Source organism: Moraxella sp. K23, assembly GCF_041154765.1.
Taxonomy (GTDB): domain Bacteria; phylum Pseudomonadota; class Gammaproteobacteria; order Pseudomonadales; family Moraxellaceae; genus Faucicola; species Faucicola tetraodonis.
This window is the reverse complement of record NZ_AP031595.1, coordinates 681660-695005: the sequence shown is the minus strand read 5'-3', so window position 1 is coordinate 695005 and position 13346 is coordinate 681660. Positions and strand designations below refer to the sequence as shown.

Annotated in this window: 12 protein-coding genes; 7 read left to right on the top strand and 5 right to left on the bottom strand. The window is 43.4% G+C overall.

What is annotated here, in order from left to right; translation table 11 throughout:
• Window positions 1–24: 24 nt before the first annotated feature.
• Window positions 25–1107 (bottom strand): signal peptide peptidase SppA, encoded by a 1083-nt coding sequence (sppA, locus tag ACAM37_RS03075; protein WP_369626533.1) that lies wholly within the window; start codon window positions 1105–1107, stop codon window positions 25–27.
• A gap of 91 nt (window positions 1108–1198) precedes the next feature.
• Window positions 1199–4036: a ComEC/Rec2 family competence protein gene (locus tag ACAM37_RS03070; RefSeq protein WP_369626532.1), complete on the bottom strand. Its 2838-nt coding sequence runs from the start codon at window positions 4034–4036 to the stop codon at window positions 1199–1201.
• 102 nt (window positions 4037–4138) lie between these two features.
• Here ACAM37_RS03070 and ACAM37_RS03065 point away from each other — a divergent pair, with 102 nt between their 5' ends.
• Window positions 4139–4963, top strand: a complete 825-nt coding sequence (locus ACAM37_RS03065; protein ID WP_369626531.1) for a YdcF family protein — start codon at window positions 4139–4141, stop codon at window positions 4961–4963.
• On the opposite strand, the gene lolD is transcribed toward ACAM37_RS03065, so the two are convergent.
• Together lolD and ACAM37_RS03055 are read right to left on the bottom strand one after the other, a co-directional pair.
• A complete protein-coding gene (gene lolD / locus ACAM37_RS03060) occupies window positions 4960–5637 on the bottom strand; it encodes a lipoprotein-releasing ABC transporter ATP-binding protein LolD (protein WP_007115912.1) in 678 nt (225 codons plus the stop codon). The two genes, ACAM37_RS03065 and lolD, sit on opposite strands and share 4 nt — an antisense overlap.
• Window positions 5638–5646: 9 nt before the next feature.
• Entirely contained in the window at window positions 5647–6882 is a 1236-nt protein-coding gene (locus ACAM37_RS03055; RefSeq protein ID WP_369626530.1) for a lipoprotein-releasing ABC transporter permease subunit, read from the bottom strand.
• A 479-nt stretch (window positions 6883–7361) separates the two neighbouring features.
• Here ACAM37_RS03055 and ACAM37_RS03050 point away from each other — a divergent pair, with 479 nt between their 5' ends.
• Together ACAM37_RS03050 and ACAM37_RS03045 are read left to right on the top strand one after the other, a co-directional pair.
• Entirely contained in the window at window positions 7362–8339 is a 978-nt protein-coding gene (locus ACAM37_RS03050) for a hypothetical protein (RefSeq protein ID WP_369626529.1), read from the top strand.
• 295 nt (window positions 8340–8634) lie between these two features.
• Window positions 8635–8898: a hypothetical protein gene (locus tag ACAM37_RS03045; RefSeq protein ID WP_312116404.1), complete on the top strand. Its 264-nt coding sequence runs from the start codon at window positions 8635–8637 to the stop codon at window positions 8896–8898.
• Window positions 8899–8933: 35 nt separating this feature from the next.
• On the opposite strand, the gene ACAM37_RS03040 is transcribed toward ACAM37_RS03045, so the two are convergent.
• Window positions 8934–9323 carry an SCP2 sterol-binding domain-containing protein gene (locus ACAM37_RS03040; RefSeq protein ID WP_036597947.1) on the bottom strand — a complete coding sequence of 130 codons (390 nt, stop codon included), beginning with the start codon at window positions 9321–9323 and terminating at the stop codon, window positions 8934–8936.
• A gap of 523 nt (window positions 9324–9846) precedes the next feature.
• On the opposite strand from ACAM37_RS03040, the gene ccoN reads away from it, so the two are divergent.
• Genes ccoN through ccoP form a run of 4 tightly spaced genes read left to right on the top strand, consistent with a single transcriptional unit; the run spans window position 9847 to window position 13295 of the window.
• A complete protein-coding gene (gene ccoN / locus ACAM37_RS03035; protein ID WP_203172121.1) occupies window positions 9847–11319 on the top strand; it encodes a cytochrome-c oxidase, cbb3-type subunit I in 1473 nt (490 codons plus the stop codon).
• A gap of 10 nt (window positions 11320–11329) precedes the next feature.
• Window positions 11330–11947 (top strand): cytochrome-c oxidase, cbb3-type subunit II, encoded by a 618-nt coding sequence (gene ccoO / locus ACAM37_RS03030; protein WP_065252990.1) that lies wholly within the window; start codon window positions 11330–11332, stop codon window positions 11945–11947.
• Window positions 11947–12120 (top strand): cbb3-type cytochrome oxidase subunit 3, encoded by a 174-nt coding sequence (locus tag ACAM37_RS03025; protein WP_050325699.1) that lies wholly within the window; start codon window positions 11947–11949, stop codon window positions 12118–12120. Before ccoO ends, ACAM37_RS03025 begins: the two co-directional genes overlap by 1 nt.
• Complete coding sequence (gene ccoP / locus ACAM37_RS03020; protein ID WP_050325698.1) at window positions 12117–13295, top strand: cytochrome-c oxidase, cbb3-type subunit III; 1179 nt, start codon at window positions 12117–12119, stop codon at window positions 13293–13295. Before ACAM37_RS03025 ends, ccoP begins: the two co-directional genes overlap by 4 nt.
• The last annotated feature ends 51 nt before the right edge of the window (window positions 13296–13346 follow it).

The following is a 13346-nucleotide window of genomic DNA, read 5'->3' as shown; positions in this document are numbered from 1 at the left end:
GCTGGCTAATCTCAGATGACATGGCTATTGCATCCCTTTGTCATTTGCAGCCGCGTGGGTTAATTGGCTGGCAAAGCCTTTGGAGACCGTTTCGCCAAACCCATAGCCGATTTGGCTGGCAAATTTACCCAACACTTTTTTCACCGGGTCTTCTGGGTTATATTCCACGACATTGTCTAGTTTTAGCTGAGACTCAAGGGTGCTGATGCCGCCTTTTTTATCCGCCAAACCGAGATTAATCGCTTGCTCACCACTCCAGAATAACCCAGAAAAAAGCTGATTGGCGTCAGGGTTTTTGAGGCGATTGCCGCGACCTTGTTTGACAGCATTGATAAAATGGGCGTGGGTGTTATCCAGCACACCTTGTACATGTTGGCGCTCAAACTCGGAGAGCGGGCGACTCATGCTTAAAATATCTTTGTGCGCACCGGCTGTCATGGTGCCATCTTTAACGCCTAGTTTATCCATCAAACCTTGGACATTGTAGCTTGGCATAATCACGCCGATTGAGCCGACCAAGCTTGAGGGATTGACCCAAATTTCATCAGCTGCAGATGCGATATAATACGCGCCTGAAGCCCCCATATCTTCGATAACGGCATACAGTTTTTTGTTAGGATGGGCTTTTCTCAATTCGGTCATGGTTTGCCAGATTTCATCGGATTGTACAGGCGAGCCACCCGGTGAGTTGATGCGTAATGCTACCGCTTGCGCTTGGTCGTTGTTAAACGCTTCTGTCAATGCCTCGCCCACCGCTTGACTATTGGCTTCATTGTCGCTGCTGATAACGCCTTTGACATCGACGACGGCTAAATGCGGTTTGCTCATATCGATATCACTCATGCCACTTTTGGCAGAACCACTACAGCCTTTGGCTACCGCCGCGCCAAATAGTAGCACATAGCCCAAGGTGATGAGCTTAAAGAAAATACCCCAGCGTCTTGCACGGCGCTGCTCCACAAGGCTTGCCATGAGGGTTTTTTCTAGCAATTGCCATTCTTGGCCTGCGTATGGCGGATTGGGTGGCAAGTTTTGTGCATGGTTTGGTTGAACAGGTGGCTTTGATTGTGAGGGGTGGTTGGGATCGGGTGGCCAATTATCTGACATAAAAGTTCCTTTGCAATAGGTAATTTACCGCCCATGATAGGGGGAAGCGGTCAAAATTACAATCACTCCCTTGTAGCCAAATCGTCAATTATCAGTCCGTATCATCTGGGGCGAGCGTGTAAATTACCGCGCCCACTTGATCGGCATACAGGACTTCGAACGAGTGTTCGGCAGGCTTATCCACTGACCAACTAGCCAGTGATAATTGGCTATCTTCTCCCAGTTTTTGCGACTTATATGTGCCTGTGACCACATGCAGCAAGGAAGGTTTTGTCAATGCTAGCCACGATGGTTTAATGGATAAATTATAGGGCTGAATGAGTAAATGGGTCGCCGACACCGTGCATAATTTTTCAGTCATTTGCATCGGAATATCGCTATTACCTGCCAACATCAGCACATCGTAGGGTTTGCTGGTTGGCGGCTTGAAACGGATGCGAATATAACAGGTTTGGGTCGCTAGCTTTTGCTCATCAGTTAAGGCTAAATTCAAGTGCCATCCCGACACCGCTGTGATTTCCAAGCCATCTTGTTGCCAACGTTGGGCGGTTTGGCAACTGCGGGGTGTAATCGCACGAAAACTTGTAGATACACCCTTATCTGTCACATCAAGCCTGCTGTGTTCGACATCATATCCTGCCAGCCAGTAGGCTTGAACAGGCACATGGATTGCCAGTTGCTGCACCAGCTCATTGACGCGGACACTGGGCGTTTGACTAATCACGCCAGTTAATCGGTGAACCTGCTGATTTGCCAACAGCGGATAAATATCACGGTTCAACAGCGAACTGATTTCTTCATCAGCCGCAACATTACGGATAGCTTGTTTGGTTTTCAAAAAATTGGGTTTATCCGCCTGCGCGGCTTTGATTTGATTGTCCGACAAAATAAGCCAGCTATCATCGCCTTTCTTTAATAAACTGATTACCAGTTTAGGGTTATCACCAACTGCCAAAGTCGGCTGGTTGTCATTTAGGCTGCGCTGCTGCAGTGGCAACAATATCAACAGGATAGCCAGTGGCAACATCAGCATTCTAGGCAACAAGCCTTTTAACAATCCCAGTAGCGCAATTAACAAACACAGGGCAAGCTGGGTTTGTGACAAGGCGAAAAATGATTGTTTGGCAACACCCGTGTCGATAAGTTTGTTAAGCAAAAGATGAAATACATTGAGCAGGGTTGTCAGGATCGACCAAATAATTTGACTTAGCCAATCGCCCACCACAGGTAGCCAACTAACAACGCCTGCCAACATATCCAAGGGTACAACCACTAAGCCTAAAAATGGTACGGCTAGCAAGTTTACCAAAATGCCAATGACAGATACTTTGCCAAAAAACCACACCACGATGGGCAGCATCCAAACAAACAGCCAAATTTGCAGTTTTAATAACGCCTTGAATTGATGGCTTATGGTTTTAACAAAACTACTCAGCACGTTGGCGCGTGCAGTAGGCGCTAGTAACTGACTAACATTGTTAATTTCAGCGGCGCTAACTGTCCCTATTGTCTCGCTAAATTTTAACAGTAAAACCACCGCTACAAAGGACAACCAAAACCCTGCTTGCCCGACTGCGGTCGGTTCTAGCCAAATCATGCCTAGCGCAACCCACGCCAACAGCCGATAAGCAGAAAAATTAACCAATAACTGTTTCGACAGCGTGAGCAGTAACAGCATCCAAAATGTCCGCTGGGCAGGTATCTCAAACCCCACCAGCAGCGCATAAAACCCTGCCATCACCACACTCACCCAAAGCACCAATAAACTACTCGGTAATTTGACCAACAACTGGGGCGCAAGCCATTTAACGAGCCATAATACAAGAATGGATACGATAGCGGCGAGCATCAGCACATGCGGGCCTGAAATTGCCAATAAATGGCTAATCCCCGTGACTTGATAGCGGTTCTTAAGGTCGCTATCCATCAGACTTTTATCACCGGTTAACAGTCCCAATAAGATTGCATGGCTTTGGATAGCGCTTTGAATTGAACTTTGACCGGAAGTTTGAAAAGCGGGTTGGGCAGTATCGTTTTTAGCATTGACTATAGACGTGGATTGTTTCAGCAGGGTTGTATGCAAATTATCGAGGATTTTTTGGCGTAGTTGCCAGCGCAATTGTTCAATAGCAATAACCATAAGGTCTTTGACATGGGATGGATTAAATTCCCGTAGGCTCGATTTTTCAATACCGATGATCACTCCCTTTGCTTGCACCCCACGCTGCCTTAACCATTGCGCTTCATCAAATCCTAGCATGAGCGGTTTGGCATTATTGGCTAAACTTGTAGGCTTAGGCTTTGCAATGGGCTCAAGCTGTAATTTTACGTTAAGCTGCATGCCAGGTTTTAACTGCGACAAGGTCGCTTCCCAATCAGGGTTGTCTTTAATGTTAGCGCTAATCAGTGCCGTTAGCGGTGGTGGAGGGGTTGCTGACGATGAATCAGCATCACCGCCCTTATCAACGCGGACTTGCAGGATTTGTTTGATGAAACCATTGCCAATTAAGGCATTATCATTTGATAATGGGCTCATTTGGCTCACCGTATCGCTGATTTGATGCGATTCAACGATAGCATCCACTGTGACCGCTGAGGGCAATAACGCGTTTTCATACCGCTTGTAATGATATAAACCATAACTGGCACTCAACATGAGCGTCAGCAAAAAGATAAAACTTGCTAACAGCGGCAAGGTAAAACGGTAGGCTAATGCAGGGTTTGGTGACGCTCTTTTTAGCTGTTTACGCTTGCAGCCATGGTATAAACCTACATTGATTAGCAGCGCTATCAACAGGGCTACTGATAGCACAGACCAAATTTTTGCATCATAACTGGCTAGCGCAGAACCTGTCATCAAGGGTTGATTTGCTAGCGTATTGACAACTAAAAACCCCAACAAACTGGCAACCGTGATGAGCCAAATCATGTTTCATCCTTGATAAAGATAGCGATAGCTCGCTACTTCCCTTACAATTATCGAATGAACGATATAGTAAAACAAATAGCAACTTTTGGAAATTATTAATCGATGTTGACTCAATTTAGTAGCGGCAATGACAAAACCTCAGCCGTAAGGAAAAAAACTATCCAAATCACTCTAGGGATTGCAGGATTGATACTGGTTGTTGACTGCGGGCTATTGCTGGCCAATCGTGTTTTTCATATTGGCACCCTAGTGCCATTGGGCATCGGGCTAATTTTTTTAGGCCATGCGGTATATTGGGAGCGTATCCAACTTTATTTGGCGTCACAGCCGTCACTAAAAAAATTATGGCAGCTAGTTTGGCTATTATTTTTTGTCTGGTTGATAAGTTTTTGTATCTTTGTCAGCTATTTAAAACAGCACTTTAACACCGATAACCATCCTAAAGCAGCGCAAGCGATTATTGTCTTAGGTGGCGGAACAAAAGATAATAAGCCGACTGATGCGGTAAAACTGCGTTTGGATAAAGCATCTGAAGTCATCAAGCGTTTTGCAAACGCACTCGTGATAACCAGTGGTGGTTTTGATGCGGGAGAAGATGTCAGTGAAGCCAAAGCGATGGCGGACTATTTACACGACACCTATGGCATCAGCTTGGCGCATATTGCGCTTGAAGAACAAAGCACCAGTACCGAGCTTAACTTTGTCCATAGTAAAAAGATTTTAGCGCAGCAAGGGATTGCCTTAAATCAACCGATAATCGCAGTCACCAGTGATTTTCACACCTTGCGCGCAAGCCTTATTGGCAAACGACAAGGATATACCAATTTACAGGTGGTCGGGTCTGACACCCCTTGGTATATCCGTCCAAATGTGTGGTTTCGCGAATACTTTGCTTTTATCAGCGGTTGGCTACTCGATGAGTATTAAGCCACCCACGTACCATTTTGTAAGGCCAATTGCTTATCCGCTAACTGTGCCAATTGCCGGTCATGGGTGACCATCAACAGCGCGGTATTAAAATCTTTTTGTAGCTCTGACAGAATTTCAAACACCGCCTGTGCATTGGCGTAGTCTAAGTTCCCTGTGGGCTCATCTGCCAGTATTAATGAAGGCTTTGTCACCAGCGCCCTAGCAATCGCCACCCGTTGACGTTCACCGCCAGACAGCTCGCCTGGGCGATGCGTCAACCGATGTCCCAATCCTACTTTTTCCAGTAATTCAATAGACTGTTGACGCGCTACTGCGATTGGCACTGCTTTTCGCATCAATAGCGGCATTGCCACATTTTCAATGGCAGTAAACTCCGCTAACAAATGATGAAACTGATAAATAAAGCCCAAATGCTGGTTACGAAGCTCACCGCGCTGGGTTTCATTCAGATCATTGATGCGTTGCCCATGTAGCCAAACCTCCCCACTGGTCGGCACATCTAAGCCACCCAAGATATGTAGCAAGGTACTTTTACCCGACCCGCTAGTGCCAACAATGGCGATTCGCTCGCCACTGTTAATACTGATATCCAAATGATTGAGCACATTCGTGGTGGTTTTACCATCTTGATAGGTCTTGGTGATATTATTTCCTGTTAAAATCGCCGTCATGGCTCACTCCTATTCATAACGCAATGTTTGAGCCGGTTGAATGCTAGCTGCTCGGCGTGCTGGGTAAATGGTTGCCACAAAACTTATTACCAGCGAGGCTGCCACGATGATGGCTACGTCTTTCCATTCAAGTTGTGAAGGTAAATAGTTGACAAAATACGCATCAAATAAATGCAACCCAAATAAATTATTGATACCGCCTACCACATCGCTCACGGTCAACGCTAAAATCACGCCCAAAATAGTTCCCGCGACGGTACCAATCACCCCGATAAACAATCCTTGCACCATAAATACTTGGGTTATGAGCTTAGGCGACGCACCAAAGGTTTTTAAAATCGCAATGTCCGCCTTTTTATCAGTCACCAGCATCACCAAGGATGAGACAATGTTAAATGCAGCAACCAAAATAATCAAAAACAGCAACAACCCCACCATGGCTTTTTCCATTTGGATGGCACCAAATAAATTCCCATGCGTCGATGTCCAGTCACTAGGCATGAGCATATTGGGTGCAAGGCTCGCTGCTTGCTGAGCCACTTGTGGTGCGACAAACAAATCCTTTAGTTTCATGCGAATACCTTGCGCCCCCGCAGGCAGACGCAATAACGTAGCCGCATCATTCATCGGGATGAATGCCATAATATTGTTGACTTCAGGGCTGATATCATACACCCCAGTGACGGTAAAACGCTTAAAGCGCGGAATCACGCCAGCAGGCGATGGCGAAGCTTCTGGCAACACCAAGGTGACCATATCGCCTTGTTTCACCCCCAGTGAATCCGCCATTTGCTTGCCAATCACAATGTCAAATTGACCTGCTTTTAGACTATCGACACTACCACTTTCCATATGCTGATGAATAATCGAGACTTTTTTCTCATAGCTTGGCTCAATACCTGTCACCATGATACCTGCGACTTGTCCATTCGCGGTGAGCATACCCTGTAATTGGATAAAAGGCGCGACGGCTTCAACTTTGGGGTTTTTTTGAATCGTTTGCGCCAGTGTTTGCCAGTTTGGGATAATTTCACTGGCAGTGACAGTAGCTTGCGGCACCATGCCCAAAATACGACTCTTAAGTTCGCGGTCAAAGCCATTCATCACCGATAACACGGTAATGAGCACGGCGACGCCAAGCGTCAAACCCACCATTGAAATCAAAGAAATAAAAGAAATAAATCGGTTACTTCGCTCAGCACGGGTATACCGTAATCCTAAAAACAAAGCCAACGGTCGAAACATAGCATTCCTAAAAATTATCACTATTTTGATGATACCAGCAGGCAAAGAAATAACTTATTTCAAAACCATTATTCAAGCCTGCTAAAAGCGTGTTAGTCTGACACACTTTTTTACCGTTTTGGCAAAAGTTTTTTTGCAATTTTGCTAAAAATTCGCAGAATCAAACATATCCGCGCAATAAATTGTGGATGTTTTAAGCAAAATAAGGTGAAAAAATTCTGCATGTCCCCATTAACATAGCAGAATTAAATTTCATCCCTGCTTAATCAAGGGTTAATCCATTGATAACAGATAGGTTAATAGCTGATACTCGTTGATTTAATCGGGATGATTTGAAGGCTCATATTAGCCTATTGATAGCTGATAATGTAATCATTAAAATTTTGATAAATATCGTGACAGCTGTTTAGTTTATTAAGTTTGTTTGCAACATAAGCCTGTTGTTACTGATAAACCTGTTGTTACTTAAAGGACGTCTTATGACCAATACCCACCAACCCCCTTCTTCAAATGCCCCCAATACGATTAGTCTAAACTGTGATCAAGTGGTTGGTCATGCAGATCACTGGTCATGTTTTACCAACAATATTCCCGATGACGTCCCAAATTGGTTGCAATCGCATATCGATACTGCCACCATGCCTACCCCACTAAAGACTACCAACGCCACGTCTTCGCATATTTTACTATCGGGTAATCAGCCGATTCATGTCAATCAAGTGATTGAAGTTGATAGTAATCGCTCACCCAAACGTCTGATTAATGCGTTTCCTTGTGTCAATAGTCCGTATGGGCAATGGGTCACTATTGAAGGTGTCTATAAATGTGACAATCAGATAGAAGCGATTTTGCGCTTAAAAACTGATGACAATACCGTGTTGTATGTATTTGACCAGTATTATGCCATCAATGCGCACAACTATGAAAAAAATCACCGCTACTTAGTCAATCTGAGTGCATTTGCTTACACCGTAAGCTTGAGTAACCGCTCAGAAACTATTGTGGTTGATGAGCCTGAAGCGATTCGCTATCACCGCGCTTTTAATGATATTTTGACCAAAAATAATAACGTTGCCCCAAAAGACCTTGAAGCCCAAATCGCCGCTTGGCAACCTAGCGAAAACGACTTGCCGCTGGAGCCAATTGAAATCAATGTCGGTCATATGTGTGCTTATTTATTTGGTGAAACCATCGGGCAACAAGATGAGGCGTGGTGCCAAGGTCAAATTATTGGCAAACAGACTACCAGCTTTAATGGGGTTGAATTTGTATTGCTTGATGTGGTGATATTACGTGAAAGCCTTGATAATCCTGTTGTGATTCGTTTAGCGGTCAATGCCGATAACATCGATGCAACCATTCAAGTCAACGATTATATTCAAGCCAATATTTGGCTACAGGGGACTATTTTTATGGAAAACCAGAAAAAAGCAGCCACCAATTATAGAGCGTTTTAAGCCTTTCCCCTGTAAGATTATTGATTAATTTTCTTGAAGCCACTGCCCACTATGACAGTGGCTTTGTTATTTTGTAAATAAATGTAAATTTTGCCCTTTATTTTATTTAATTCATTGAATTGACTATAATTTTATATTATCGTTATTTTAAATTTGGTTTTAATCAATTTTTATCCATCAACGTCATAAATTCTATAGCGGCTCAGCCATAAATCCTATAGCGGCTCAACAGCCTACCCAACATCATCCGCTAACGTTTATGAGTGTTCTATCAGTTATTTTGGGAAGATGACCCATGCCAAATCAGTCGACTAAATCCGCAGTTTCTACTTCAGACGCTATCCAAGCCCAGACTGGATTGGTAAATCACAGCCCACTCCCACTATCTGCTCAAACCACCTTAGCCACTCAAACTAGCCCAGTCAATGGTCTGATGGTTTATACCACAGGTTTGCTACTGTACCCCACCCAAGCACGCGATAAAAAAAATCACCGAATATTATCGATGATTTTCTTTGTGCTCGGGGTGTTAGTGATATTTCGCTTAACACACGGATGATGCTAGCAATAACATCTATTATGCTATTAACCCGATTACACTTGTGTATTGGCTAAGATGTCTTTGAAAAGCTGTTTTTGCTCAGCGCTTGGGCTTGCAGTTTGGATAGACATTAACTGTCCCATATCGCCTTCAACGCGGATTTTGCCAGACATAAAGGCTTCCATCGCACGGTTCATATCACGATCTAAAAAGATTGCTTTTAAGGTATCGGCATCAAGTTTTAAGGTGGTTAAAGCGCCATCTTTTAAACCTTGATGAATCGTACCATCATAAAAAGCTGCATTGACTTCTTGATTGTCGCTATCGGTGACTTGTAAATTAATTGACATATTTTTAATCGCGGGTGGTAGATTTAGGTCACCTGCTTTATTGGTTAATTCGTCAACTTTGTCAAACCATTCTTGTGTTAAAATTTTAGCCATTTTAAATCCTCATTGTCGTTAGTTGTATTAAAACTTGTGCATCTTACCGAGATTTTGTATGAATGACAATTCTCTAACCCATAATAAACCTATTTATAGAGCAACGATAATGGCGCTCGGTTAACCATTTTTAGCATTGTTACTAGATAGTGTATGGCATGTTAAAAAAATCCCCACAATTTACATGGTTTTTTTTATTTTTCATATTATAATAGTTGGTGTGTAATTTTTTTTTGCGCTATGAACGTTACATTAGATGATATTTAGCAAAGATTAAGTTACAATACTTGGTGAGAATCGTGAGTTTGAGCCTATTTTACTGCTTGTAAATTTACTGTTTTGCGTCAAGATTTAGCCGCTAATTTCTTTAAAATTCATCGTGAAACTAGCCACTAAACAGTTAGCCTATCTTATAAAAAAATAACTAGCGCCAACGTATCTGACCTGATAGTTTTATTGACAGGCACAAAGGAGATTTCTGCTTAAACTTGTTGATAATATAGGCTGTAAAGGAAATCATCGAATGAATTTACAAAACACAGCAATACCTATTACCGATGATTATGAAGTGGACATCATTAAGTTGTTCTCAATCATGGCGGTAGTATATGGTATTATCGGTATGGCAATTGGGGTGTTCATTGCATCACAATTGGCATGGCCTGCCCTCAATTTTGGTATCCCTTGGCTAACATTTAGCCACTTGCGTCCATTGCACACCAACGCGGTGATTTTTGCATTTGGTGGTTGTGCGTTATTCGCAACTTCATATTATATCGTTCAAAGAACGTGTAAAACGCGTTTATTCGCACCTTATCTAGCCTGGTTCACCTTTTGGGGGTGGAATCTTGTTATTGTTGGCGCAATTATTACCCTACCCTTGGGTTTAACCTCAGCGAAAGAATATGCTGAGCTTGAATGGCCCATTGATATTTTAATTGCCGTGGTGTGGATATCTTATGCTATTGTGTTTTTTGGTACGTTATTGAAACGCAAAACCTCGCATATCTACGTTGCTAACTGGTTCTTTGCGGCATTTATTTTGACCATTGCGTTACTGCATATTGTCAATAGTATGGCAATCCCTGTGAGCTTCTGGAAGTCGTATTCCTTGTTTGGCGGTGCAACTGACGCTATGGTGCAATGGTGGTATGGTCACAACGCCGTAGGTTTTTACTTAACAGCCGCGTTTTTAGGTATGATGTATTATTTTGTGCCTGTACAAATCGGTCGTCCTATTTACTCTTATCGTTTATCTATTATCCACTTTTGGGCGTTAATTGCGTCTTATATGTGGGCGGGTGGTCACCATCTTCATTATTCAGCACTCCCTGACTGGGCACAGTCTTTAGGGATGGTATTTTCTATCATTTTATTTGCGCCTTCATGGGGCGGTATGATTAATGGTGTACTTACCTTATCTGGTAGCTGGGATAAACTTCGCACAGACCCTATTATTCGTTTCTTGATTGTTGCACTGTCCTTCTATGCGATGTCAACGTTTGAAGGTCCGATGATGTCAATCAAAACTGTCAATGCGTTATCCCACAATACTGACTGGACCGTTGGTCACGTGCATTCTGGTGCGTTAGGCTGGGTTGGTATGATTACCGTTGGTTCATTATATGTATTGATTCCACGTATTTGGAACAAACAAAAAATGTATTCAACTGATTTAATCACCACGCACTTTTGGCTGGCTACGGCAGGTACTATTTTCTACATCGTATCGCTTTGGATTTCAGGTATTGGTCAAGGTATGATGTGGCGTGCTACAAATCCAGATGGAACGCTGGTATATAGTTTCGTTGATACTGTCTTGTTCTCGCACTATCCTTACATTGGTCGTGCATTTGGTGGTTTATTGTATGTCACAGGTATGGTAGTCATGGCTTACAACGTCTACAAAACTATCACGATGCCAAGCACTAAAACTGTTGAAGTAGCGGATACCACTACACCTGTAGTAGAAACTGCTACCGTAAAACAGATTTAAGGAGAGACTCATGCAACTCAATCATGAAATTATTGAAAAAAACACGGGTCTTCTACTTATCCTAATCGTTGTAGCTATTAGTTTTGCGACTTTGGTAGAAATCGTGCCATTGATTTATACCAAAGAAGTTAACCAACCTTTGCCCAATATGAAGCCATGGACTGCCCTTGAGATGGAAGGTCGTGATATTTATATTCGTGAAGGCTGTCACGTCTGTCATACCCAAATGGTTCGTCCTCTTCGGGCTGAAGTGGAACGCTATGGACCTTACTCGCGCGCAGCTGAATCCGCTTGGGATCATCCCTTCTTATGGGGTTCTAAACGTACTGGACCTGATCTTGCGCGTGTGGGCGGACGCTATTCTGATGACTGGCAACGTGAACACTTGATTAACCCACAATCATTGGTACCTGAGTCTGTGATGCCATCATTTGCTTGGTTAGCAAAAAATGACGTTAACCCTGGAGAAGTACAAGCAAAAATGCGTCTATTCCGTGACCATTTTGGTGTGCCTTATAGCGATGCTGATATTGCAGGTGCACCTGATGCGGTACAAGGTAAAACTGAGCTCGATGCTGTTGTTGCATATTTACAACAACTGGGCACTGCAATGAAAGGTCAACGTTAATGTTGGGCACATTACACAGTATCGCAACGGTCGCAGCGTTTATCGCTTTTATTGCGATTGTTTGGTGGGCTTACTCGCCAAAGAATCGCAAACGATTTGAAGAAGATGCAAAACTTGCGTTAGATGACGAAGACCTAACAGGTGCATCACAACGCAATAAGGATAAAAAATGAGTGGATTTTGGAGTTTTTGGATAACCCTATTTTCCATCGCTTGTTGGGCTTGGATTTTGTTCTGGTTAGTCGGTGTATTGGGTTATCGCCCAAAAATGTCGGATGACGGTACTACAGGCCATGAATACGATGGTATCCAAGAGTTTGACCGTCCATTACCAAAATGGTGGTTAGTAATCTTTTGGGGTTCATTAGCTTGGGCACTACTATACATGCTATTGTTCCCATCAGTAATGCCAGGCTCATGGAAAGGTATTACTACGGTAAAAGTAGATGGTCAAGATGTTCCTTGGACCAGTGCTAATGAATTAGCATCCGATCTTGAGCGCAATAATGCTGTATTTACTGGCACGTTCAATGATAAAATCTTAAAAGACAAAGCGGTAACGGCGCAAATTGATAGCCTTGCTAAATTACAAGCGCAGCAAGCTAAAAATGCAGAGCCCAATGCTGAATTAAAATCGCAAATTGATAAAGGTATTGTAGGACTGGCACCTGCCGTTCTAAAACTCTCTCAAGATCCGCAAGCGATTAAAATTGGTCAGCGTTTGTTCTTACAAAACTGTTCAGTGTGTCATGGCTCACAAGCGCATGGTGCACCCGGTTATCCAAACTTGACGGACAATGACTGGATTTATGGCGGTACACCCGATAAAATCTTGTTAACCCTTAATCATGGTCGCGTCGGTGGTATGCCAGCTTGGAAAGCGCAGATTGGCGAAGATGGTGTTCGCGCCGCAGCTGAATACGTTTTGTCACTATCACCCGGTCATGGTTCAAAAGAAAATGGTCAGTTGAACCAAACTTTGGTTAATCAAGGTAAGGCTATTTTTGATACCAACTGTGCGGTATGTCACGGTAAAGATGCCAAAGGTAACCATGATATCGGTGCGGTGAATCTTACGGATGACATTTGGTTATATGGTGGCGACCGTGAAACGGTTCGTACTACGTTACGTAACGGCCGTGCCGGTGTGATGCCACATTGGGATACCAAACTGGGTAACGAGCGTATTATGTTATTGGCGGCGTATGTTTATTCATTAAGCGATCACAAACAAGACGCTTCTGTGATGACGCCACAAACTATCGTCAATAAAGAACGTGGTGCAGCCTCTACCCCAGTTGAAACTGCAAATGCGGTAAAATCTGCGGTTGCTAGTGCGGTAAAATAATTTTTACCCGCCACTTAAAAAAGCGAGTTTTAGTTACTCGCTTTTTTATTG

Coding starts and splice junctions, on each gene's coding strand:
- sppA (WP_369626533.1), bottom strand. CDS start 1,107: ATGTCAGATAATTGGCCACCCGATCCCAACCACCCCTCACAATCAAAG.
- ACAM37_RS03070 (WP_369626532.1), bottom strand. CDS start 4,036: ATGATTTGGCTCATCACGGTTGCCAGTTTGTTGGGGTTTTTAGTTGTC.
- ACAM37_RS03065 (WP_369626531.1), top strand. CDS start 4,139: ATGTTGACTCAATTTAGTAGCGGCAATGACAAAACCTCAGCCGTAAGG.
- lolD (WP_007115912.1), bottom strand. CDS start 5,637: ATGACGGCGATTTTAACAGGAAATAATATCACCAAGACCTATCAAGAT.
- ACAM37_RS03055 (WP_369626530.1), bottom strand. CDS start 6,882: ATGTTTCGACCGTTGGCTTTGTTTTTAGGATTACGGTATACCCGTGCT.
- ACAM37_RS03050 (WP_369626529.1), top strand. CDS start 7,362: ATGACCAATACCCACCAACCCCCTTCTTCAAATGCCCCCAATACGATT.
- ACAM37_RS03045 (WP_312116404.1), top strand. CDS start 8,635: ATGCCAAATCAGTCGACTAAATCCGCAGTTTCTACTTCAGACGCTATC.
- ACAM37_RS03040 (WP_036597947.1), bottom strand. CDS start 9,323: ATGGCTAAAATTTTAACACAAGAATGGTTTGACAAAGTTGACGAATTA.
- ccoN (WP_203172121.1), top strand. CDS start 9,847: ATGAATTTACAAAACACAGCAATACCTATTACCGATGATTATGAAGTG.
- ccoO (WP_065252990.1), top strand. CDS start 11,330: ATGCAACTCAATCATGAAATTATTGAAAAAAACACGGGTCTTCTACTT.
- ACAM37_RS03025 (WP_050325699.1), top strand. CDS start 11,947: ATGTTGGGCACATTACACAGTATCGCAACGGTCGCAGCGTTTATCGCT.
- ccoP (WP_050325698.1), top strand. CDS start 12,117: ATGAGTGGATTTTGGAGTTTTTGGATAACCCTATTTTCCATCGCTTGT.